This window comes from Polaromonas sp. P3_B4 (genome assembly GCF_056402835.1).
In genome coordinates this window covers 74,795-95,715 of record NZ_JBFUGQ010000001.1, presented here as the reverse complement: position 1 = coordinate 95,715, position 20,921 = coordinate 74,795, and the positions used below count along the sequence as shown (strand labels likewise).

The window sequence follows — 20,921 nt, the reverse complement described above, 5'->3', positions numbered from 1 at the left end:
GCACCCGAAGGTGCCTTTTTTGTATGTGCTTCCCGTTGATCAGTCAGCTTCAACGAAAGCTTCTTCCCGTTTGTTTTTGATGCTTGGCAGCAGCACGATGGCCAGCAGCAGCACGGCGGCTCCCAGCAGTCCGGCCGACAGTGGACGCGTCACAAACACGCTCCAGTCGCCACGTGAAAGCAGCAGGGCCCGGCGCAGGTTCTCTTCCATCATGGGGCCCAGGATAAAGCCCAGCAGCAAGGGAGCGGGTTCGCAGCCGAGCTTGACGAACATGTAGCCGATCACACCGAAGATGCCCACCATCCAGATGTCGAAGGTGTTGTTGTTGGTGGAATACACGCCAATCGCGCAGAAAAGCACGATGGCCGGGAACAGGTAGCGGTAAGGCACAGTCAGCAGCTTGATCCACATCCCGATCAGCGGCAGATTCAGGATCACGAGCATCGCGTTGCCGATCCACATCGAAGCGATCAGGCCCCAGAACAGTTCAGGGTTGCTGGTCATGACCTGCGGGCCGGGCTGAATGTTGTGAATCGTCATGGCGCCCACCATCAAGGCCATTACGGCGTTGGGCGGAATGCCCAGCGTCAGCAGCGGAATGAAGGAGGTCTGCGCGCCGGCATTGTTGGCCGACTCAGGTGCTGCGACGCCGCGGATGTTGCCCTGACCGAAAGGCACTTCACCAGGCCGCATCTTGATTTTCTTCTCAAGGGCGTAACCCGCAAATGCGGCAAGCAAGGCGCCACCGCCGGGGAGAATCCCCAGTGCCGAACCCAGGAAAGTACCCCGCAGCACGGCAGGCGCCATGTTCTTGAAGTCTTCTTTGGTGGGGAAAAGTCCCGAGACCTTGGCGGTGAAAACCTCACGCTCATGCTCCGGCTGCGCCAGATTGCTGATGATCTCGCCGTAGCCGAATACACCCATGGCGATGGTCACGAAACCAATGCCGTCAGTCAGTTCGGGAATGTCAAAGCTGAAGCGGGCAACACCGGAATTCACGTCGGTTCCGACCAGACCCAGCAGCAGGCCCAGCACGATCATGGCAATCGCCTTGAGCAGCGAGCCGGAAGCCAGCACCACGGCGCCGATCAGACCCAGCACCATCAGTGCGAAGTATTCGGCGGGGCCGAACTTGAAGGCCAGCTCGGTCAGCGGCGGTGCAAACGCGGCCAGGATCAAAGTGCCTACGCAACCGGCAAAGAAAGATCCCAGGCCTGCCGCGGCAAGCGCGGGCCCGGCCCGGCCTTTTCTCGCCATCTGGTACCCGTCAATACAGGTCACCACTGAAGACGACTCCCCCGGCAGATTCACCAGAATGGCGGTGGTGGAGCCGCCGTACTGGGCGCCGTAATAAATACCGGCCAGCATGATCAACGCCGACACGGGAGGCAGCGCGTAGGTGGCCGGCAGCAGCATGGCAATCGTAGCCACAGGGCCGATACCCGGCAGAACACCAATCAAGGTACCCAAAATACAGCCGATCAGGCAGTACAACAAATTGATCGGCGTGAATGCCACGCCAAAACCTATCGACAAATGATTTAGCAATTCCATTTTTTATTCTCCTTAGCCGATAAAGAATGGCCAGACCGGGAACTGCAACTTGAGCAGGACGACGAAAGCCAGGTAACTGCCGATGGCCAGCACCGTCGCAAGAATGAAGGTGTTTTTGACCTTCCAGCCCTCTTCGGCCATGCTGGAAATGAAGGTCAGCGCATAAATCGCCACGATCATGCCCATGGCGGGAATCTTGATGCTCGGCAAACCGGCCAGCAAAATGCCAAATACCAGATTGGCCAGAATGATGAAAATGAGGGGCTTCCAGGCCCACTTGCCGATCTTGTCGCCGCCTACGGTTTCCACCACCAGCGCCTTGAAGGTAATAGCACCTCCCAGAACAGCCATCAAAATACCCAGCATGAGAGGGAAGTAACCCGGACCCATACGGGCACCTTCACCCACGTTGTAGGTGGTTGCCCCCCATGCGAACGCCACACCGACCCCCATGAACATGAGGCCGGAGAAAAAGTCTTTCTGACTCTTGATATTCACGGCTGTCTCCTCAATACATATAAAAGAAAGAATCGGTGGATTGTGCATTCAATCACCCGGCCCCCGCCATGTGGCTTTCACTTACCTTTCGTAATCTTTTGGCTTACCTCTTGCTTACAACGGGCCGGCCGCTGTAAAAGGCTGCAAGGACTCAGTCCAAAGACGGGGTGGAGGCCAAAATTTCCTCGATGGTTGTCAGACCCTCTGCCACTTTCAGCGCGCCGGCCAACCGAAGCGGGCGCATACCTTCGCTGACCGCCTGGCGGCGCAGCGCATCGATATTGGGTTCTTTCGAGACCTTTTCCTTGAAGCCTTCCGTGACGGTCAGCAGCTCATAAAGCCCCATGCGCCCACGGAACCCGGTCATCCGGCAATCCACACAGCCCACCGGCTTGTACGGCCGGTAGCCGCCGCTGATTTGCCAGGGTTTGACCAGGTCGGCGAGCGTTTCGCGTGAGGCGGCCTCGTCAGGCTGGCGGCAATTGCTGCACAAGGTGCGTACCAGCCGCTGGGCCAGCACACCCAACAAGGTGGCGTTGATCAGGTAAGAAGGAACCCCGAGTTCCATCAGGCGGGACACCGCCGACGGGGCGTCATTGGTATGCAGTGTGCTGAAAACCAGGTGGCCAGTCAGCGCGGCTTGCACGGCCATCTCGGCCGTCTGCAGGTCGCGGATTTCGCCCACCATGATGATGTCCGGATCCTGCCGCATCAGCGCGCGCAGCCCTTCGGGAAAGTCGAAATCCAGATGCGGCTGGACTTGTGTCTGGTTAAAGGAGGCCTCGATCATTTCGATCGGGTCCTCAATCGTGCTGACGTTGACTTCTTCAGTCGCAAGCCGCTTGAGCGTGGAATAAAGCGTGGTGGTCTTGCCGGAGCCGGTAGGCCCGGTGACCAGGACAATGCCATAGGGCCGCTTGACCAGTTGCTCCCATCGTTCGGCGTCGTGCTGCGAAAAACCCAGTGCATCCAGGTCCTTGACCGTGGTGTCCGGGTCAAAAATCCGCATCACCATTTTTTCGCCGAAGGCTGTGGGCAAAGTGGACAGGCGCATCTCAACTTCGTCGCCGCGCGGGTTGCGGGTCTTGATGCGGCCATCCTGTGGTCGGCGCTTTTCCACCACATCCATGCGGCCCAGCAGCTTGATGCGGGCGGTCATGGCGTTGTGCACGCCCATGGGCAGTTGATAGACCGGATGCAGCACGCCGTCGATGCGAAAGCGGATCACGCCCTGCTCGCGCCGCGGCTCCAGGTGGATGTCGCTGGCGCGCTGGTCAAAGGCGTACTGCCAGAGCCAATCCACCACCTGCACCACGCCCTGGTCGTTGGCGTCCAGCTGCTTGTTGCTTTTGTTCAGCTCAACCAGTTGTTCAAAGCTCGCCGACGTCGCCCCACCGCCGGCCTTGATCGCCGCCTTGACGGATTTGGCCAGTGCAAAAAATTCGGCGGTGAACTTGGTGATTTCGAGGGGGCTGGCAACCACAAGGCGTACGCTGCGCTTGGCCTGACGTTCGACCTCCTGCACCCAATCAGTCACGAAAGGCTCCGAAGTGGCAATCACCACCTCGCTGGGGGTCACCTGCACCGGCAGTACCTTGTGCCGCTCGGCATACATGGCCGACATGGTGTCCGCCACCTTGCCCACGTCCACCTTGAGCGGGTCAATCCGCAGGTAGGCAAGGCCGGCCCGTCCGGCCAGCCATTGCGTGATCGTTTCCATGTCCAGGGGTTTGCCGTCGGCCAGGCGTGTCATGCCGACACTGGCAAGCCGGGTTAACGGCGGCTGCGCGCTTTGCACCTGGGAGCAGCGTGCAATCGTGCGCTGGGCTTCGGCGGCGCTGATGACGCCGTCTTCGCTGAGCCACTCAACCAGCATGCGCCAGCCCAGCGGCCCGGCAGGAGGCTTTTTCACGTGCAGGTCTTTGGGGTGTTTGGGGTGCGTCACGGCGCTCATGGGTCGCACTGTACCCCATCCACCTGGGTCTTTACCATCCGCGCGGCATCATCATCACGCCGCCGGCGCAAAGAGCCGCAGCCATTTTTTGGCAGGCAGCTTCCAGCACGACTCGATGACACCGGCCTGCTGCAGCAGGTCGGCCCGCTCGGGACGCGTCGGGTCGCGTTGGGCCAGCACCACAGTGTTGCCTTCGCGCGTCGGCCGAAACGCCCAGACCGCCTCGGGCCCGAACGCTTCCGCAATTTTTGTCAGCGACTGCACGTAACTTGAATCACGGCCAAAAAGATTCACCGTCATCACGCCGTCTTCCGCCAGAAGCCCGCGGCAGTCTTCATAAAAATCCGCGCTGTCCAGCACCGGCGCCGCCGCTTCATGGTCATACAGGTCGACATGCAGGAAGTCCACCATTCCCTGGTGCACAGGGTTTTTGATTTCCAGCGCCGCATCGGCTTCAATGACATGCAGCCTCAGGTCGTCCCGCGGTAGCTTGAACCAAAGCCGGCAGGCCGTGATCACCTGCGGATTGATTTCAATCGCCGTGGTTTTCATGCGCAGCTTTTTATAGCAAAACTTGGTCAGCGCGGCAGAACCCAGGCCCAGCTGCATCGCGTGCTTTTTAGACACAGCCGCCGCGTCGGTGAACAGCAGCCCCGCCATCATGCGCTGCACGTACTCCAGTTCGATGTCATACGGTGCATCGCGCAGCATGGAGCCCTGCACCCATTCGGTGCCCAGATGCAAAAAGCGCACCTCACCGTAGTCGGAGAAATTGACTTCGGGTAGTTCGGCCGTCGTTTTCACTGTTTCTTTTTTTGACATCAAACCAGTCCATGCTTTTCAAATACTTCACGCCAGGCAGCGAGTTTGCGCTCAAAACTCCAGGAAGCATTCGCCGGGCTGGTGGAAGGCAGCTTGTAGAACTGGACCCCCACGCTCGGCACTGACGTGTCCTCGCTGCCCCCCGAGGGGGTGCTCGCGCCTTGGGGCTGCCCGGCGGCGCTCAGGGCAGCCTTCACAACCAATGAATGCTTGAAGCTTTCACCACCGTTATGCGCAATGGCTTCCAGCCTGGGACACAGGCCCTTGAGACCCGCCAGGTCGTTCACCACCGCATTGCGGATATTGCTGTCCAGGCTGCCCTCGCGTTCACAGGCAGCGTACACGTCCCACAGGCCAAGCCCTTTTGACAAAAGCCATTCGCTACGAATTTGATAGCTGCTCGCGCCCGTTCCCATTGGACCATCGGGCCAAATGGCTTGCAAAATCTTCCAGAAATGGTTTTGCGGGTGGCCGTAATACTGCTGCGCAGCCAGTGAGGCGGCGCCCGGAAAGCTCCCCAGTACCAGCAGCCGAGTGCCGGGAGAAACCAGCGGCGCCAGACCTGCCAGCACAGGTTTAGCGGTGTCCTCGGTGCCCTTTTTCACGCCAGAAGGGCTCTCAGTTTCGGCAGCGCCCGCAATGCGTTGGCGGTCGTTGCGGCCGCCAGCGACTCCAGCGGAATTCCCCGCAAATCCGCCACCTGCTTCGCAATGCGCGGCAACTCGCCCGGCTCATTGCGGCCCTGGGCCTGGCCCGCTTCGCGCTCCGCCGCGGTTTTGTAGATCCAGTGGGGCGGAATGTCAGGCGAATCCGTTTCCATCACCAGCGCCTCCAGGGGCAGTTCTGCCGCCAGGCGCCTGAGTTGCAAGGCAGGCTCAAACGTGACGGCGCCGCCAAAGCCCAGCTTCAGGCCCAGCTTGATGAATTCCGCCGCCTGTTGCTCGCTGCCGTTGAACGCATGGCCGATGCCGTGCCACCCGCCCTCGGGCGCCAGGTCGCGCAGGTGCTTGAGCAACTTGTCAGCCGATCGCCGCACGTGCAGGATGACCGGCAGGCCGTGCTTGCGCGCCAGCTTGAGTTGCTCGCGGTAGAAGTGCTCCTGGCGTTCACGCATCGGGCTTTGCGTCAGGGCAGGCACAAAATAATCAAGGCCAATTTCACCCACCGCGACCAATCGCGGATCAGACCGCCTCAACGCAAGCTCGTTATCCAGCGCCTGCAGGTCGGCGTCTTGCGCCTGGGGCACACACAGCGGATGAATGCCCAGCGCATAGCTGTCGGAAAAACGGTGTGCCAGCACACGGACTGCCTCGAAATTGAACACGCCCACCGCCGGCAGCACGCAGTGTGCAACGCCTGCAGCGGCTGCCCGCGCACGAACTTCAGCGACATCGACGGACAGTTCACCGGCGTCAAGATGGCAGTGTGTATCTACCCAGAAAGTCATTCAGTCAATGCGGCAGGGCACCCGGGATATGAAAAGAAGAGGTACAAAAAAAGGAACGGCCTGGCGCAGGCCTTGCTTGCGGAAGATGTTGACACAGAAATGAAATCGGGACACGCTATGCTTTTTTTGAGGAAATGCACGCGCAATTCGTTACCGTTTTTTTTGCCCCCCGATCTCTTTTCGTCAACCTCTGTCAACCACCGTCGACTGATAACCCAAGGAAAAGCCAACATGAAATTATCCCGTCTGATGAGCCACATTCTCGGAGCCGGCCTCGTTGTTTCAAGTATGGCCAGCCCCGCCTGGGCACAAGACCAGAAGTTGCGGCTGATTACCTGGGCCGACTATGTGCCGGCCGATGTCGTGGCGCAGTTCAAAAAGGAGACCGGGATCGACGTTGAGCTCACGCTGTCCAATAACGAAGAAATGATTTCCAAGCTGCGCGCCACCGGCGGCGCCGGCTTTGACCTGGCCCAGCCCTCGCAGGACCGCATCACCGGCCCGCAGCAGGAGTTCGGCATTTACAAGCCCATGGACCTCAGCAAGATCAAATCCGATCTGTTCATCCCGTCCATGCTGGAAGCCACCAAGAAAAACACCACGCTGGACGGCAAGGTTTATGGCCTACCGCACATCTGGGGCACCGACGGCCTCGTCGTCAATACCAAGCTGGCCAAGATGACCGACTACCCCGACCTGTGCAAGGCCGACGTCAAGGGCAAGACCGCCGTACGCCTGAAGCGCCCCACGCTGCTGGCCTTCGCCTTTGCGTCCGGCAAAGACCCGTTTGCGCTCTACAAGGACCCGAAAGCCTACGGCGCGCTGATGGACGAAGTCGGCAAGACCATGATTGCCTGCAAGAGCAACATCAAGTTCTACTGGGACAACAAGGACCAGTTGCTCAACGGCATGCGCGCCGGTGAAGTGGTGGGCGCCATGATGTGGGACACCGGCGGCTGGAAGCTCAATGCCGAAAAACCTGAAATCCAGTTCATCGCACCGAAGTCGGGCGCACTCGGCTGGATCGACACCTTCGCCATCCCAGCCAAAGGCCGCAACGATGCCGCCGCCTACGCCTGGATCAACTTCAACATGCGCCCCGAGATTGCCGCAAAAGTGGCAGGCTCTGCCGGCAACTTCACCGCCTCCAAGGGAGCCGACCAGCTGGCCGACCCCAAGCTGAAAGCCCAGTTCGCTGCCAGCTTCCCTGAGGCTGCTCTGAAAAATGTGAAGTGGTACCCAGCCGTTCCCGCCGGCATCGAAGACATCGAAGGCCGCGTATTAGACCGCGTGAAAGCAGCCCAATAACCGGCAACCGGCCTATCACCGGTGCACGCAGACCTTCAAGCCGAACACGTCGGTAAAACCTACGCCGGCCAGCCCGCGGTCAAGGACTTGTCCTTTACCGTGGAGCGCGGCAGCTTCTTTTCCATTCTCGGCCCGTCGGGCTGCGGAAAGACGACGCTGCTGCGCATGATCGCCGGCTTTCTGTCGCCCGATGCGGGCCAGATCCACATCGGCGGCAAACCCATGAACGGCGTGCCACCCAACCAGCGGCCCGTCAACATGGTGTTCCAGCACCTGGCGCTGTTCCCCATGATGTCGGTCGGCGAAAACGTCGGCTACGGCCTGGCGCGGCGCGGCTTGTCGCGCGCCGACATTGCCAGCAAGGTCGGCGCCATGCTTGAACGCGTGAGCCTGCCCGGCATGCAGGACAAGCGCGTCGATCAACTGTCAGGCGGGCAGCGGCAGCGCGTGGCGATTGCGCGCAGCCTGGTGCTCGAACCCACACTGCTGCTGCTCGACGAACCGCTGGGCGCGCTGGATTTAAAGCTGCGCGAGCACATGAAAGTCGAGCTCAAGCAGCTGCAGGCGGCCTTCGGCACCACCTTTGTTTACATCACGCACGACCAGTCCGAGGCATTGGTGCTGTCCGACCATGTCGCAGTCATGAATGCCGGCAGTTTTGAGCAGGTGGGTACACCGCAAGAGCTGTACTACCAGCCGCAAACGCCTTTCGTCGCGGGCTTTGTGGGCGCCAACAACAAGCTGCAGGGCAGTGCCGCCGCCGGCACGGAAGCCGGCAACGTGGTGGCGCTGACGACCGGCCAGGGCCTTGCCATGCGGGCCCGCGCTATCGGCAAAATCCTGACCGACCAGTCCGTGCAGGCGTTTGTACGGCCCGAGGCGATCAGTCTGGCCCGCGACGCCGCGGAGCTGCCCGCTGACCACACAGCCTACGCGGGCCAGGTTGAGAGCCTGCTCTTCGACGGCGCCAATTCGGCCGTATTGCTGCGCGAAACCACCAGCCGCACGGAATTTCGTATCGCGCTACCGCAGACCGGGCGCTTTGCCGACTTGCGTGTCGGTGAAACGGTGGCCTTCAGCTTCGACCCGGCGCAAGCCACCTGTTTCGGGACAGCCGGCGCCTAGCGCCCGCAAACCATGCAAGTCGCAGCCGCCATGCCCGCAGCAAATGCCGGACCCGCATCGGCACAGGCCAGGCTCATCCTGCTGTTGTTGCTCGCACCCGCGCTGATCTGGCTGGTGGGCCTGATCGTGTTGCCGCACATAGACCTGGCCATACTGTCGCTGCGCGAACGCATCGCACCCCGGCAATACGCGCCCAGCATCGCGCAGTACCGCACCTTTATCGACGAGCCGCTGTACTGGCACACCTTTGTGCGCACCGCCGTCATGTCCATCCTGGCCACGCTGATCACCTTGCTGCTGGCGTTTCCCATCGCCTGGACGATTGCCAAGCTGGTGCGCGGCCGCGCCAAGTCGCTGCTGCTGGTGATGTGCCTGATCCCCTTCTGGGTCAGCGAAACCGTGCGCACCCTGGGCTGGATGATTCTGCTGCGCGAATCGGGCGTGCTGCCCGCCGTGCTGGTGCAGCTGGGCCTCACTGATGCACCTGTAGAGCTGCTCTACCGCGACGCCACCATCCTGGTCGGCCTGGTCTATACCTCCATGCTCTTCATGGTGGTGCCGCTGATCAGTGCGCTTGAAAGTCTGGATGACACGCTGATAGAAGCCGCCTATGACCTGGGCGGCAACGGCCCTTCCATCCTGCGACAAATCGTCATTCCGCATGCCGCGCCCGGCATCCTCGCCGGCTGCATCGTGGTCTTCATGCTGACCTTGGGCAACTACCTCACACCCACGCTGTTGGGAGGCAAGAACTCGCTCTGGTTTACCGAGCAGATCTACACCCAGTTCATCACGCGCTTTAATTGGGAGCAAGGCGCGGCGTTTGGATTTTTGCTGCTGGGTTTGTCCACTGCCATCGTCTGGCTAGGGCTCAAGTTGACCGGCCAAAAATTTGGTGAAGTAATGAGGAAGACATGACGCCCCCCCGTTGGACCTCACTGCGTGTAGCTCCCTCCCCCCTAGCAGGGGGCGACCGCTGCGGCCCGGCAAAGCCGGTTCCGCGCCGTCACTGGCGAAGACTTGGGGAGAGTGTTAGATGATCGCCTCCCTGCCCCGGCCCGCCTGGCTGCGCACAGGCACGGTGGTGTATGGGCTGGCGTTTTTCGCCTTCCTGTTCCTGCCGCTGGTGGTGGTCGCAGTGTTTGCCTTCAATGACGCGCCCTACCCGGCACCGCCCTGGCGCGGCTTCACGCTCGACTGGTTTTTTGGCAGCAAGGCCGGGCGCACAGGCCTTTTTGCCGATCGCCCCATGCTCGCCAGCCTCTGGACCAGTGTGGTGGTGGCCGGCTGGGTCACGCTGCTGGCGGTGCTGGTGGGCACGACCAACGCCTTTTTGATTGAACGCAGCCGCTTTCCGGGCAAGCAGGCGCTGTCGATGCTGATGCTGGCGCCGCTGGTCATTCCCGGCGTCATCCTGGGTATTTCCATCCTGGCGTTTGCCAGCCGCCTGGCCCAGTTTGCCGATGACTGGTGGGGGCTGGAGCTGGATTTCCTGCGGCCGGGGCTTCCGCTGGTGGTGCTGGGCCAGTTTTCCTACATCGTGTCAATCGCCACGCTCATCATTTCGGCCCGCCTGAAACGTTTTGACATCACCCTGGAAGAGGCGGCATACAACCTGGGCGCCTCCCGCGTCGCGGTCTTCGCCACCATCACCCTGCCTTACCTGAAACCCGCGCTCATCGGCGCTGCAGCGATCTCGTTTTTGATGTCCTTCGAGAACTTCAACACCACGCTGATGCTGGTCGGCTCGGACGCACCGCTGACCGTCATGATGTACGGACGCATGCGCGAGGGCGCCACGCCGGTGCTCAATGCCGTCAGCCTGTTCCTGATGTTGGCCTCGGCGGCCCTGGCGCTGACCCTGCTGCGCAAGCCCGCCGACAGCCCCGGCGCCTGAAGCAGTCCAGGCCGCCCCAAAATCGGGCTCGAATCGAGCCCAGACTGCGCAGTAACAGGCGCTTTACAAAGCCCCCTACGCCTATACCCAAATCACGTGCACGGATGCACAAATCGTGATACGGTGCAACTGTAAATACGGGGCCTGAAGCAGGTTTTCACGCCCGGTGGTATCAGCCCGGTTTTGACATTGACCTCACAGGTGAACGGATGCGCAGGCCAGCCCTTTACAGCAGTTCAAACCGTCCGGCGCAGGGCGCGGGTGATGCCCAGGCGCAGCCGCCCGAGCAGGCTTCCGGCCCAGACGGCGCCATTCCAGCCCCCGCACCTTCCCGTTTTCCCCGCGCCTCCCGCCTGGCCAAACGGCTTGCCCAAAACCAGCTTTACCTGCTCTGGTCGGTCGTCGGCCTGCTGGCCCTGCTGCTGGCCATCAGCTTTGCCTCCCCGCTGCGGCCCGCGGCCCGCAAGCTGACGCAGGAAGACATCAACGCGGCCGTCCTCAAAACGCTGGAGACCACAGTCCTGCCCTCCCCCGGAACCCGCGCTTACGACACCATCATCCCCTCTGTCGTGCGCATCGTGGGGCTGGGTAAAGACAAGGACGGCAAGGAAGACGGCGAGCGCAGCGTGGGCACCGGCGTGGTCATCGTCGACAAGGGCATCATCCTGACCAACCTGCACGTGGTGCAGGGCGCCACCACCATCAAGGTCACGTTCGCGGACGGCCTCGAATCCACCGCCAGCATCACCGGCGTACAGCCCGAGAACGACCTGGCCGTGCTGCAGGCCCACAAGATTCCCGACGACATGATTGCCGCCACCATGCGCTCCACCGCCGACCTGGCGCCGGGCGACCGTGTCATGGCCGTGGGTTATCCCTTCGGCATCGGGCCCTCGGCCTCAGAGGGCATCATCTCGGGGCTCAAGCGCAACTTCCGCTCGCCCGAAGGCAAGCAGATGATGAGCAACCTGATCCAGTTCGACGCCGCCGCCAATCCCGGCAACTCGGGCGGCCCGCTGGTCACCATGGACGGCGAAGTGGTCGGCATCGTGACCGCCATCTTCAACCCCAACCAGCAGCGCACGTTTGTCGGCATCGGTTTTGCGGTGCCGATTGAAAACGCAGCCTCGGCCGCCGGCATGCCCCCCTTCTGAAGACTTTAAGGACATCGACGCATGGAACAGCACACGCCCGAACATTCCGCCGCCGGCCATGACGCCACCGCGCAGCTGATGGAGCAGATCCTCTATGAAGTCAAACGTGTGGTGGTGGGGCAAGACCGCTTCCTCGAGCGCGTCATGGTCGCCATCCTGGCGCAGGGGCATTTGCTGGTGGAAGGCGTTCCCGGCCTGGCCAAGACGCTGACCATCAAGACGCTGGCCAACACCGTGCAGGGCAATTTCAAGCGCATCCAGTTCACCCCCGACCTGGTGCCGGCTGACCTGGTGGGCACGCGCATCTATAACCAGAAAACCGGCGAGTTCACCACCTCGCTCGGGCCGGTGTTTACCAACCTGCTGCTGGCCGACGAAATCAACCGCGCGCCCGCCAAGGTGCAAAGCGCGCTGCTGGAAGTGATGCAGGAGCGCCAGGTCACGATTGCCGGCATCACCCACAAGGTGCCCGAGCCCTTCCTGGTCATGGCCACGCAAAACCCGATTGAAACCGAAGGCACTTACCCGCTGCCCGAAGCGCAGGTCGACCGTTTCATGATGAAGGTGCTGGTGGACTACCCGACCGACGAAGAAGAATTCGTCATCGTCCAGCGCGTCACCGGCCCGGCCGTGGCCGTCAGCGCCGTGGCCACCACCGAACAGCTGGCCGCACTGCAGGCCGAGTGCCGCCGCATCTATGTGGACCCTTCCCTTGTGCAATACGCCGTACGGCTGGTGTCGGCCACCCGCAACCCGACCAAACACGGCCTGAAAGACTTGCAGCGCTTCATCACCTTCGGCGCCAGCCCGCGCGCCACCATCAACCTGACCGAAGGCGCCCGCGCGCTGGCCATGCTGCGCGGACGCAGCTACGCCCTGCCCGAAGACATGACCGACCTCGTACCCGACGTGCTGCGCCACAGGCTGGTGCTGTCGTACGAAGCGCTGTCTGAAGGTCTGTCGGCCGACGGCCTGGTCGCGAAGATCATGGCCAAAATCCCGCCCCCAGCAAAACCCTTAGAGCATGAAAAACTCGCAGCCTAGTCCAACCCCCACTCCCGTCGCCAGCGCAGAACAACTGCTGCGCCGGCTGGAGTGGACCGTGCTGCGCCGGCTTGACGGCCTGCTGCAGGGTGACTACCGCACCTTGCTGCGCGGCACCGGCATGGACCTGGCCGACCTGCGTGAGTACCAGCACCACGACGACGTGCGCCATATCGACTGGAACGTCACCGCCCGGCTGGAGCAACCCCATGTGCGCGTGTTTACCGAAGACCGCGAAATGAGCGCCTGGTTCCTGCTGGACCTGAGCCCCTCGATGGACTTTGGCTCCAGCGAGCTGCGAAAGCGCAATGTGTCCGCTGAATTTGTCGCCGTGCTGGCCCGCATGCTGACACGCCACGGCAACCGCGTGGGCGCCATGCTTTACGGCTCCGGCGTTGATGCCGTGATTCCCGCGCGCGGCGGCCGCCACCACGTGCTGCATTTGCTGCACACCCTGCAGGCCCGGCCCGAAACCACACTTCTCGGCCCCACACGCCTGCATGAGTTGCTCGAGTCCGCGGCCAGCTTCATACGCCGGCGCTCCACCGTGTTTGTGGTGTCCGACTTCATCAGCGAACCCGGCTGGGAAAAGCCGCTGGGCCAACTCGCCCGCCGGCATGAAGTGGTCGCCGTGCGCCTGCTCGACCCGCTGGAGCTGGACCTGCCCGACCTGGGCCTCATTCCCATCCGCGACGTCGAAACCGGCGAGCAACTGCTGGTCGACACCCACGACGCGGGTTTCCGCAAACGCTTTGCACGCATCGCGGCCCAGCGCGAGGCCGAGCTGCGCCAGTCGCTAGCGCGTGCCGGCGTGGACACGCTGGAGCTTTCCACCGACGACAACCTGGTTGACGCCATCCTGCGGTTTACCGAGCTCCGCAAACGGCGCAGCCGTACATCAGGCGCCAACGCAGCAGGCGGCAAGCTGCCGGCTCACCTGAAACACGCCGCCTGAAGAAGCCGCCAAGGAACATCCATGAACTTCAGCTGGTTGACCTCATTCATGTCAAAACTTCCCCTGCCGACTTTTCTCTGGCCGGAGTTTTTATGGCTGCTGCTGGCCATTCCCCTGCTGGTGGCCGTGTATGTGTGGCTGCTGCGCCGCAAGAAAAAAATCGCGCTGCGCTACGCCAGCCTTTCCATCGTGCGCGAAGCCATGGGCCGCGGCCAGAGCTTTCGCCGGCATGTTCCGCCCCTGCTGTTTTTGCTGTCCATCGCCGCCATGCTGGTGGCGGCATCGCGCCCCTTTGCCGTGATCAGCCTGCCTTCACAACGTGAAACCATCATCCTCGCCATGGACGTCTCAGGCAGCATGCGCGCCACCGACGTCCAGCCCAACCGCCTGGTGGCCGCACAAAACGCCGCCAAGGCTTTTCTGGCCGATTTGCCGCGCAATGTACGCGTCGGCATCGTCGCGTTTGCCGGCACCGCCGCCGTCGTGCAGCAACCCACCCTCAGCCGCGAAGACCTGATCGCAGCGATTGACAAATTCCAGTTGCAGCGCGGCACCGCCATCGGCAACGGCATTGTCGTGTCGCTGGCCGAGCTGTTCCCCGACGCAGGCATCGACATCGCCTCCATGCAGTACGGAAGGGAAAAGCCCCGCGGCACATCGCTTGACCAGGCCCTGAACCCCGACAAGAACGCCAAAAAAGAATTCACCCCAGTCGCCCCCGGCTCCTACACCTCGGCCGCCATCATCCTGCTGACCGACGGCCAGCGCACCACCGGCGTAGATTCCATCGACGCCGCCAAGCTCGCAGCAGACCGTGGCGTTCGCATCTACACCGTCGGTGTGGGTACGGTGGATGGGGAAACGATTGGGTTTGAAGGCTGGTCCATGCGCGTCAAGCTCGACGAGGAAACCCTCAAAGGCATTGCCCGAGCAACACAAGCCGAGTACTTTTACGCAGGTACGGCGGCCGACCTGAAGAAGGTGTATGAAACCCTCAGTTCACGTCTGGCGATTGAGAAAAAAGAAACCGAGGTCTCGGGATTGCTGGCGCTTCTTGCCGCCGTGCTGGCGCTGGTGTCGGCCAGCTTGTCGCTGCTGTGGTTTAACCGGATTCTTTGAGAGAAAGCCCGCGCAAGCAGCGATTACGACGCAAAAGTGATCAGATCAGGTCGCCCCAGCCTTGACGACAAAGGCCCGCAGCCCGGCCATCTTGCCATCCCGAAAGCGCCAGACATCACAGTAGGCATGGCGGACCGCCTTCCCCTCTTCGTCCTTCAAGGTGATCTCCCCAAGCGCCGCGACAAAGTCGTGCTCCGCGATCATGTGATGGACTTCAAACTTCGGTGGCTCCTGGTACGCGGTCATCATCCATTGGCGAACGGCCTCTTTCCCTTTGATCGTCCTGTCGCCCACAAAAACCCATTCCGAATCTTCCGTGCAGAACTTCAGGAATCCTTCAATATCGCCTTCGGCGATAGCCGCGTTGGCCTTCCTCAGAATCTCTTTGTGTTTCTCTGACATCAAAAAATCCCTTCTTTGAGACTTGCCGCAGTTCTACCCGTTCAATGCTTCTGGCATTCCTTCGCGAACGAAGTCAGTGCCTGCGTGAAGGCTTCAGGGACCTCCAGCGGCGCGAATTCGCCGCTGCCGCGCAGCACCTCGCCTTTGATGCGCCTGGCGCCAGCGGTCTTCAAGGCGGGTAGGTAGTCGTCCGGTGAACGTCCGTCGGCGTCGCCGCGGAGGTAGAGCATCGGTGTTTCGATGTTCTTGTGCCTGCTGTTGTGCTGGGCATCGGCCTGCAGGGTGCGGTACCAGTCGAAGCCGGCCTTGAGCGCCTCGGGACGCTCATAGGCGCGCGCAAACGCGGCGCGATGTGCTTCAGTCACGGCCTCCTTGTTGCCCGCCAGGAAGTCCGTGAAAAAATCAAAGTAGGTACGCTGGTGGCCTGAAACCAGGAGCTCCGGCAGCTCCGGCAGCGCTTGAAATGCAAAGTGCCAGATGCGAGGATCCGACAGCACCTTTTCCCAGGGATCTATGCCGGGGATGACGGTATTCATGACCACAGCCCCCGCGATGCGGTGCCCGTGGTCGCGTGCGGCTGCATAGGCGATCATCCCGCCGACATCAAAGCCAGCCACCACCATTGAGCGCGCGCCGGCGCGTTCTGCTGCACTGACGACGATATCTGCCAGGATGGTTTTTTCGGCGGAAGGCGGCGCACCGCGCGAATCGCCAATCGCCGGCAAGTCAAAGACCAGGACAAAATGTTCGGTGGCAAGCGCATCGACCACCGGTGCATAGACTTCCTTGCAGTGAGGCCAGCCGTGCAGTAGCATAATCGCGGGCTTGGCGGAATCACCCGCCGCCAGCAGGCCCAGGCTCAGGCCTTCATGCTCTACGGTGTCGACGCGCATACGGCAATGTACGAATGCACGCGCATGGAGCGCCAACAAGGACACTCACGCGCGTGCGAGTCGTTCTGTGAACGAGGACCGGTTTACCTCTTCGGTTTGCTGACCTCGTGCCCGATCACACCGCCGACTGCGGCGCCGCCTACGGTCCCCAAGGCGCTGCCACCCGTAAGAGCCGCGCCGGCCACACCGCCTACACCGGCGCCGATGGCGGTGTTTTTCTCCTGAGTCGTCATGCCACTACAGCCCGCCAGACCGGCAAGCACTACCGCACAAAGCGCAGTTTGTTTGATTCCAATCATTTCAGTCTCCTTGAGAACGTTAATGAAAGTGAAGAGCAAATGCCGCTTGATCACGCCGCCAGACCCTCTTCACGTGAATGAATCGCACACGGTTACCGGCTGCACGCCGGGGTGGCTTTTCATTGCTGGTGTCTTCATGCTAGGAGGCTGCGGGTTCTGCGGTGTAGGACGAACTCCCGATATCGGTACGTACTACGCCCGGTACCTCCGGAGGAAATTTCGCATGCAAATCCCGCCCGGACCACTTCTCAAACCTGAACAGGAGCGCACACGCAGCGGGACGCAAACGCGCGTCATCCCATCAAGCGTCTCAGCCCCGTCGTGCCGCCTCTATCGCGGCGACGTCAATCTTTTTCATGGTCATCATCGCGTCGAACACGCGCTTGGCCACTTTGGGGTCGGGGTCGGCTATCCCATCAGTGAGCGCGCGCGGGGTGATCTGCCATGACAGGCCCCACTTGTCCTTGCACCAGCCGCATTCGCTTTCCTGCCCCCCATTGCTGACGATCGCGTTCCACAAGCGGTCGGTTTCAGCCTGGTCATCGGTGGCAATCTGAAAAGAGAATGACTCGTTATGCTTGAAGAGCGGGCCACCGTTCAGCCCGATGCAGGGAATGCCGGCGACGGTGAACTCGACCGTGAGCACGTCCCCCTGCTTGCCGTCGGGGTAGTCACCCGGCGCATAAAAAAGTTTGCCCACAGTGCTGTCGGGAAAGGTTTTGGCATAGAAGTTTGCGGCCTCAACGGCGCCACCGTCGTACCACAGGCAGATCGTGTTCTTGCTGGTCTTTTTGCTGGCCATGTCGTGTCTCCTGAAAGGTTGGGTATTCGGCACCCGGCGCCCGCCACGGTGCAAAGAACCCCCATGGTATCCATCCTGCATACCTGATTTGTCGGATGGGACTGATGCCCATGTAGGGATACTCCGATGCCCCAATGACAGCTGTGTGTTTGCCTATGCTCGTTCATATTGAGGAGGTGGTTGACAGACTAGCCGCCTAGAATCAGTTTGCAGGCTCAGGCCCTTCCTTTCTTCTCAAACTGAAACACAAAGAATTCTTCATGCGTTACGCCGTCATCCTGTCAACATTGCTTCTGTGCTCCGCCTGCAGCGAAACATCGTCGCCACCCGCCGCCGTCATCTCGCCCACAGTGCCCGCCACCACACCCGCCGCTACTACTGTCAATGCCACTGCACTCGTATTACCCGACGCCAAAGAGGCTACGCAAGCATTCCTTCTGATGATGGAGATGCAAGAGTACAAAACCGCCGAACTCAAGCTCGGCACCTGCATCCCGGCTGTTGATGCCAAGTACCCAGGCCAGATTGCTTGCACGGTGGCATTGAAGATCGGAGCTGGAAGTTCTGAAACCCAGGCAGACTTTTACCGTCGCGGTAATAAATGGGTGGCCCAGCCGAGCAGTTCGCAGGATAAGTTGCCGTTTCCGGATCCCAAGCTTTGATAGTTGTGCGAGCTTAGCGCGCCTCCAGTTGCCGCTCATGCCAAATGTCAGGTATCCCAAATCACAACCGAGGTAATTCATGAGTACGAGAAACACAATCGTTGCCCTTCTTCTTGGCGCTGTTGCTGCCGGTGCAGCCTTCGCACAAGTTGCTGTTACCCCGGCGCTGGATCATTCCACCCTTCTGCAAAGCGCAGATCCAAAACTTTCGAAAAACAAGCGCCTGGTCTATGACTTCTGGCGCGAAGTCTTCGAAGCCGGCCAGCTAGAGCTCGCAGAGAAATATCTGGCTGAAAATTACATCCAGCACAATCCGAATGTTCCCACTGGCCGCGCAGCGTTTGTCGAATTCTTCGGGAAGTTCAAGAAACCGAAGCCGATAGAAGTCAAGGTCGCAGCTCCACTCGTAGCCATTACGGCTGAAGGAAACCTGGTCATCCTTAGTTTTGTGCGCGAGCAGACGGATCCCAAAGATCCGTCAAAGAAGTACACGACGACGTGGTTTGACATGTTCCGCATTGAGGCCGGAAAGATTGCTGAGCATTGGGATCCGGCTGTAAAGCCGTAGGCCTTGTCGCAGCAACCTAACCGACCCATCAAACGGATGCCAGGCCAGCTACGCCGTCTTGGTCGCTGTTCGGATGTGAGCATCCAACCCAAACATCGGATCTCAGCTCAATGAATTCGAGACTCATCGCGGCATTGCTCGGAGTTTTTCTCCTCTGCGTTGCCTTGCTAAGCTTCGCCAGGCCAACTCTCTGCGCAACCGGTTGCGGCAATCTGCTGGAGCCGCTATTTCAAGCAGCCTACTATTTTCTTGGCCCTTGGGGTATACGCGGACTCCTGCTTGCACTCGCCGGTTTGATGTTCTGGGTCGCGATTCGAGGCAGAGAGTAGCGGTCGTGTATTACGGGCCGCCACCGCAGGCACAAACTGCCTATTGCACGTGGCATTCCCGCCGCAGCAACGCCAGCGCGTCGTGGAGCGCATGAACGGCATCGCTTTGTAGCGTGGCCTGCGCCTCTTCCACAAAGTCATCCCACAAGCTGGCGTATGCGTCCTGGTGCTGCACCGGCGCGTGGTCCACGATGTACTGGTGGGCCAGCGCGGGATCGAAACCGGATTTTTGAATCTTGCGCAGCAGGGTTGCGGCGCTTTTCTCGGTCAGCAGGGTCTTGGGCGCAGAGCCGGCGGCCACGCACAGGAACAGGGTCAACAGCGAACCATCGTCTGCATTGCTGCCGGTCACCTTGCTCCACACGGCGGATGCCTGACGGTCGTGGTGGTCGACCTCGTTCAGGCCGTCTTCCACCCAGAAATACCGGCCCATGAAGGCCGGGCTGCGGTCAAACAGCTGACGCGTCGGCAAGGCCGGATCGAGTATTTTTGGCGCGTCGGCCATCACGGACTGCCGCACCGCCTCGACCACATCCCGCAGGTGGGCAGGCAGCTTTTTCGGGATGGCGAGCGGCAGCGCAGCCGGAGCAGCTCCGTGTTTTTTGCGCAAGGCGGCGATCATTTTCTCGAATGCGACCCAGTCGGGCATCTCGGTGCGGCCCGCCGCCAGCACCAGCAAGGCGGTGCGAATCACCGCTTCGGCATCCTTGCCCGCTTCTTCCAGTTCGGCGGCGTCCATGCCCAGCTCGCCGGCAAGCCAGACAGCCGCATCCACCACCTGCGCCACGTGGCTACGCCTGGCAAGTTCGGCCTGGTAGTCGGCCAGGTTGCGCAGCGACCATTTGGCCAGCAGCGGAATGTGCTCGTCGGTGAAGCCGCCGCGTTCATTCATGCCGAAGTGGCTGTTTTGCGGCATGGCGATCAAGGCCTTGAGCATGTCCGAGCCGCCCTTGGAGCGAGACAGCAACGAGAAATCGCGCAGCGATTCAGCCGCCTGGTGGAGGTCACCCTCACAGGAATGTTCAAGGTACAGGCTAACCAGGTTCACCATGCGGTCGCGGGCTTTTTCAAGATCGGGGCGCAAAAACTCATTGCCAAAATAACGCGCGATCTGCACCATGCCCTTGGGGCCTTCGACCCGCATGGCTTCGATTTTTTCAGCACCGATGATGCCGTGCTGCACGCCGTGCTGCAGCGCCTTCTCGAAAAAAGGGCGCGCATCGTAGAGCGAGAGGGTGGAAGGCGACGACATGGTACGGGGCTTGTCTGGATAGTCTGGGGTGATCTGGCTGGTTTGGGTAAGGAGATGACTGCGAAGGCTCAGATCGCCGATTCCTCGTCGGACTCGCGCGCCGTCGGTGTGGCCTTGCCGCGATCGGTGTCGCCGGTCTCGACCTTGCCGTCGTCCTGCACATCGTCCTCGTTCTCGTCTTCCTCATCGCCTTCGGAAGTTATCGCCTTGTGCGCACTGCCCTTGGCGCGCAGCACCATCAGCATTTCAATGAACAGGTCCGGCAGTTCGTAACGCAGCAGCCAGGCGAGCTGCATCCAGTCCTGGTCGGCGATCTCATCCAGCTGGATGCGCGGCCTTTCGTAGGCCGAGGCCAGCAGGGCGGACTGGGACAACATCTTGCCGTACTCGTCGGCCAGCTCAAAGCCGCCGCTGCGCGCAAAGCCCTCGACACGGCTCCACTGGTCTGAAAAATAATCGGCGAGGGCGTCGCTGCCACCGTCCAGGTCGCCGATCGCGGTGAGGAATTCCAACGGGTCGGCATCCTCCCGGAAGATCACCGCATTGACCATGCCGCGCAGGTGTGTGCGGGTCAAGTCCTTGTAGAGCTTTTCAATCACCACGGCGCGGGCAAACTGCGCGGGCGTGACCAGCAGGCTGACCACCGACTCCCGGGAGTTGTCGTACTCGCGAATGACAGCCAGGACGTCCTTGGGCGGCAACTGTTCCAGCACCACCATCAGCGCTGCATCACCTTCGGCGTCCGCCAGCCCGACCAGCGCAGCCTCGGCGCCGACGATGTCGCCGGCTGCAATCAGGCTTTGGGTTTTTTCGATCAGGGCGAGATGATTCGTCATC

At 61.2% G+C, this 20,921-nt stretch carries 22 protein-coding genes; 10 read left to right on the top strand and 12 right to left on the bottom strand.

Annotated elements, in window-relative coordinates:
- Positions 1-39: 39 nt before the first annotated feature.
- The 6 genes from AC1DVV_RS00500 to AC1DVV_RS00475 form a co-directional block, all read right to left on the bottom strand.
- Positions 40-1,554: a tripartite tricarboxylate transporter permease gene (locus AC1DVV_RS00500; protein ID WP_457279525.1), complete on the bottom strand. Its 1,515-nt coding sequence runs from the start codon at positions 1,552-1,554 to the stop codon at positions 40-42.
- Between the two features lie 12 nt (positions 1,555-1,566).
- Positions 1,567-2,052 (bottom strand): tripartite tricarboxylate transporter TctB family protein, encoded by a 486-nt coding sequence (locus AC1DVV_RS00495; protein ID WP_457279526.1) that lies wholly within the window; start codon positions 2,050-2,052, stop codon positions 1,567-1,569.
- Between the two features lie 151 nt (positions 2,053-2,203).
- Positions 2,204-4,006 (bottom strand): type IV pilus assembly ATPase TfpB, encoded by a 1,803-nt coding sequence (gene tfpB / locus AC1DVV_RS00490; protein WP_457279527.1) that lies wholly within the window; start codon positions 4,004-4,006, stop codon positions 2,204-2,206.
- Between the two features lie 54 nt (positions 4,007-4,060).
- Positions 4,061-4,828: a class I SAM-dependent methyltransferase gene (locus AC1DVV_RS00485; protein WP_457279528.1), complete on the bottom strand. Its 768-nt coding sequence runs from the start codon at positions 4,826-4,828 to the stop codon at positions 4,061-4,063.
- Positions 4,828-5,433: a DNA-deoxyinosine glycosylase gene (locus tag AC1DVV_RS00480; RefSeq protein ID WP_457279529.1), complete on the bottom strand. Its 606-nt coding sequence runs from the start codon at positions 5,431-5,433 to the stop codon at positions 4,828-4,830. Before AC1DVV_RS00480 ends, AC1DVV_RS00485 begins: the two co-directional genes overlap by 1 nt.
- Complete coding sequence (locus tag AC1DVV_RS00475; RefSeq protein ID WP_477666160.1) at positions 5,430-6,275, bottom strand: TatD family hydrolase; 846 nt, start codon at positions 6,273-6,275, stop codon at positions 5,430-5,432. Before AC1DVV_RS00475 ends, AC1DVV_RS00480 begins: the two co-directional genes overlap by 4 nt.
- Positions 6,276-6,506: 231 nt before the next feature.
- Between AC1DVV_RS00475 and AC1DVV_RS00470 the strand changes: the two genes are divergently transcribed.
- From AC1DVV_RS00470 to AC1DVV_RS00435, 8 genes are all read left to right on the top strand, one after another.
- Positions 6,507-7,583, top strand: coding sequence for an extracellular solute-binding protein (locus AC1DVV_RS00470; protein ID WP_477685922.1), 1,077 nt, complete (start codon positions 6,507-6,509; stop codon positions 7,581-7,583).
- 21 nt (positions 7,584-7,604) lie between these two features.
- A complete protein-coding gene (locus tag AC1DVV_RS00465; RefSeq protein ID WP_477702315.1) occupies positions 7,605-8,708 on the top strand; it encodes an ABC transporter ATP-binding protein in 1,104 nt (367 codons plus the stop codon).
- 12 nt (positions 8,709-8,720) lie between these two features.
- Complete coding sequence (locus AC1DVV_RS00460; RefSeq protein ID WP_477702314.1) at positions 8,721-9,626, top strand: ABC transporter permease; 906 nt, start codon at positions 8,721-8,723, stop codon at positions 9,624-9,626.
- Between the two features lie 118 nt (positions 9,627-9,744).
- Positions 9,745-10,605, top strand: a complete 861-nt coding sequence (locus AC1DVV_RS00455) for an ABC transporter permease (RefSeq protein WP_477702313.1) — start codon at positions 9,745-9,747, stop codon at positions 10,603-10,605.
- A 209-nt stretch (positions 10,606-10,814) separates the two neighbouring features.
- Complete coding sequence (locus AC1DVV_RS00450; protein WP_477666156.1) at positions 10,815-11,759, top strand: S1C family serine protease; 945 nt, start codon at positions 10,815-10,817, stop codon at positions 11,757-11,759.
- Positions 11,760-11,780: 21 nt separating this feature from the next.
- On the top strand, positions 11,781-12,803 hold the full coding sequence (locus tag AC1DVV_RS00445) for an AAA family ATPase (RefSeq protein ID WP_477702312.1): 1,023 nt from the start codon (positions 11,781-11,783) through the stop codon (positions 12,801-12,803).
- A complete protein-coding gene (locus AC1DVV_RS00440) occupies positions 12,784-13,758 on the top strand; it encodes a DUF58 domain-containing protein (RefSeq protein ID WP_477702311.1) in 975 nt (324 codons plus the stop codon). The genes AC1DVV_RS00445 and AC1DVV_RS00440 overlap by 20 nt, the downstream gene beginning before the upstream one ends.
- Positions 13,759-13,779: 21 nt before the next feature.
- Entirely contained in the window at positions 13,780-14,877 is a 1,098-nt protein-coding gene (locus AC1DVV_RS00435; protein ID WP_477707087.1) for a VWA domain-containing protein, read from the top strand.
- Positions 14,878-14,922: 45 nt separating this feature from the next.
- Here the strand turns inward: AC1DVV_RS00435 and AC1DVV_RS00430 are convergent, their stop codons facing one another.
- The 4 genes from AC1DVV_RS00430 to AC1DVV_RS00415 all read right to left on the bottom strand — a co-directional run bounded on the left by AC1DVV_RS00430 (position 14,923) and on the right by AC1DVV_RS00415 (position 17,273).
- Positions 14,923-15,279 carry a nuclear transport factor 2 family protein gene (locus AC1DVV_RS00430; RefSeq protein ID WP_477702309.1) on the bottom strand — a complete coding sequence of 119 codons (357 nt, stop codon included), beginning with the start codon at positions 15,277-15,279 and terminating at the stop codon, positions 14,923-14,925.
- Positions 15,280-15,320: 41 nt separating this feature from the next.
- Positions 15,321-16,172: an alpha/beta fold hydrolase gene (locus AC1DVV_RS00425; protein WP_477689964.1), complete on the bottom strand. Its 852-nt coding sequence runs from the start codon at positions 16,170-16,172 to the stop codon at positions 15,321-15,323.
- A gap of 83 nt (positions 16,173-16,255) precedes the next feature.
- Positions 16,256-16,471 carry a glycine zipper 2TM domain-containing protein gene (locus AC1DVV_RS00420; protein WP_477666151.1) on the bottom strand — a complete coding sequence of 72 codons (216 nt, stop codon included), beginning with the start codon at positions 16,469-16,471 and terminating at the stop codon, positions 16,256-16,258.
- Positions 16,472-16,781: 310 nt separating this feature from the next.
- Complete coding sequence (locus AC1DVV_RS00415) at positions 16,782-17,273, bottom strand: VOC family protein (protein ID WP_477666150.1); 492 nt, start codon at positions 17,271-17,273, stop codon at positions 16,782-16,784.
- A gap of 260 nt (positions 17,274-17,533) precedes the next feature.
- Here AC1DVV_RS00415 and AC1DVV_RS00410 point away from each other — a divergent pair, with 260 nt between their 5' ends.
- Together AC1DVV_RS00410 and AC1DVV_RS00405 are read left to right on the top strand one after the other, a co-directional pair.
- A complete protein-coding gene (locus tag AC1DVV_RS00410) occupies positions 17,534-17,935 on the top strand; it encodes a hypothetical protein (protein WP_477666149.1) in 402 nt (133 codons plus the stop codon).
- A 79-nt stretch (positions 17,936-18,014) separates the two neighbouring features.
- Positions 18,015-18,503 (top strand): nuclear transport factor 2 family protein, encoded by a 489-nt coding sequence (locus AC1DVV_RS00405; RefSeq protein WP_477666148.1) that lies wholly within the window; start codon positions 18,015-18,017, stop codon positions 18,501-18,503.
- A 369-nt stretch (positions 18,504-18,872) separates the two neighbouring features.
- Here the strand turns inward: AC1DVV_RS00405 and AC1DVV_RS00400 are convergent, their stop codons facing one another.
- Positions 18,873-20,084 carry a hypothetical protein gene (locus tag AC1DVV_RS00400; RefSeq protein WP_477702308.1) on the bottom strand — a complete coding sequence of 404 codons (1,212 nt, stop codon included), beginning with the start codon at positions 20,082-20,084 and terminating at the stop codon, positions 18,873-18,875.
- Between the two features lie 68 nt (positions 20,085-20,152).
- Positions 20,153-20,920: a hypothetical protein gene (locus AC1DVV_RS00395; protein WP_477666146.1), complete on the bottom strand. Its 768-nt coding sequence runs from the start codon at positions 20,918-20,920 to the stop codon at positions 20,153-20,155.
- Position 20,921: the final 1 nt, after the last annotated feature.

Excerpts from the sequence above, each read along its gene's own strand:
- AC1DVV_RS00500 (WP_457279525.1), bottom strand. The coding sequence starts at position 1,554 with ATGGAATTGCTAAATCATTTGTCGATAGGTTTTGGCGTGGCATTCACG.
- tfpB (WP_457279527.1), bottom strand. The coding sequence starts at position 4,006 with ATGAGCGCCGTGACGCACCCCAAACACCCCAAAGACCTGCACGTGAAA.
- AC1DVV_RS00485 (WP_457279528.1), bottom strand. The coding sequence starts at position 4,828 with ATGTCAAAAAAAGAAACAGTGAAAACGACGGCCGAACTACCCGAAGTC.
- AC1DVV_RS00475 (WP_477666160.1), bottom strand. The coding sequence starts at position 6,275 with ATGACTTTCTGGGTAGATACACACTGCCATCTTGACGCCGGTGAACTG.
- AC1DVV_RS00470 (WP_477685922.1), top strand. The coding sequence starts at position 6,507 with ATGAAATTATCCCGTCTGATGAGCCACATTCTCGGAGCCGGCCTCGTT.
- AC1DVV_RS00460 (WP_477702314.1), top strand. The coding sequence starts at position 8,721 with ATGCAAGTCGCAGCCGCCATGCCCGCAGCAAATGCCGGACCCGCATCG.
- AC1DVV_RS00455 (WP_477702313.1), top strand. The coding sequence starts at position 9,745 with ATGATCGCCTCCCTGCCCCGGCCCGCCTGGCTGCGCACAGGCACGGTG.
- AC1DVV_RS00450 (WP_477666156.1), top strand. The coding sequence starts at position 10,815 with ATGCGCAGGCCAGCCCTTTACAGCAGTTCAAACCGTCCGGCGCAGGGC.
- AC1DVV_RS00445 (WP_477702312.1), top strand. The coding sequence starts at position 11,781 with ATGGAACAGCACACGCCCGAACATTCCGCCGCCGGCCATGACGCCACC.
- AC1DVV_RS00440 (WP_477702311.1), top strand. The coding sequence starts at position 12,784 with ATGAAAAACTCGCAGCCTAGTCCAACCCCCACTCCCGTCGCCAGCGCA.
- AC1DVV_RS00435 (WP_477707087.1), top strand. The coding sequence starts at position 13,780 with ATGAACTTCAGCTGGTTGACCTCATTCATGTCAAAACTTCCCCTGCCG.
- AC1DVV_RS00430 (WP_477702309.1), bottom strand. The coding sequence starts at position 15,279 with ATGTCAGAGAAACACAAAGAGATTCTGAGGAAGGCCAACGCGGCTATC.
- AC1DVV_RS00425 (WP_477689964.1), bottom strand. The coding sequence starts at position 16,172 with ATGCGCGTCGACACCGTAGAGCATGAAGGCCTGAGCCTGGGCCTGCTG.
- AC1DVV_RS00420 (WP_477666151.1), bottom strand. The coding sequence starts at position 16,471 with ATGATTGGAATCAAACAAACTGCGCTTTGTGCGGTAGTGCTTGCCGGT.
- AC1DVV_RS00415 (WP_477666150.1), bottom strand. The coding sequence starts at position 17,273 with ATGGCCAGCAAAAAGACCAGCAAGAACACGATCTGCCTGTGGTACGAC.
- AC1DVV_RS00410 (WP_477666149.1), top strand. The coding sequence starts at position 17,534 with ATGCGTTACGCCGTCATCCTGTCAACATTGCTTCTGTGCTCCGCCTGC.
- AC1DVV_RS00405 (WP_477666148.1), top strand. The coding sequence starts at position 18,015 with ATGAGTACGAGAAACACAATCGTTGCCCTTCTTCTTGGCGCTGTTGCT.
- AC1DVV_RS00400 (WP_477702308.1), bottom strand. The coding sequence starts at position 20,084 with ATGTCGTCGCCTTCCACCCTCTCGCTCTACGATGCGCGCCCTTTTTTC.
- AC1DVV_RS00395 (WP_477666146.1), bottom strand. The coding sequence starts at position 20,920 with ATGACGAATCATCTCGCCCTGATCGAAAAAACCCAAAGCCTGATTGCA.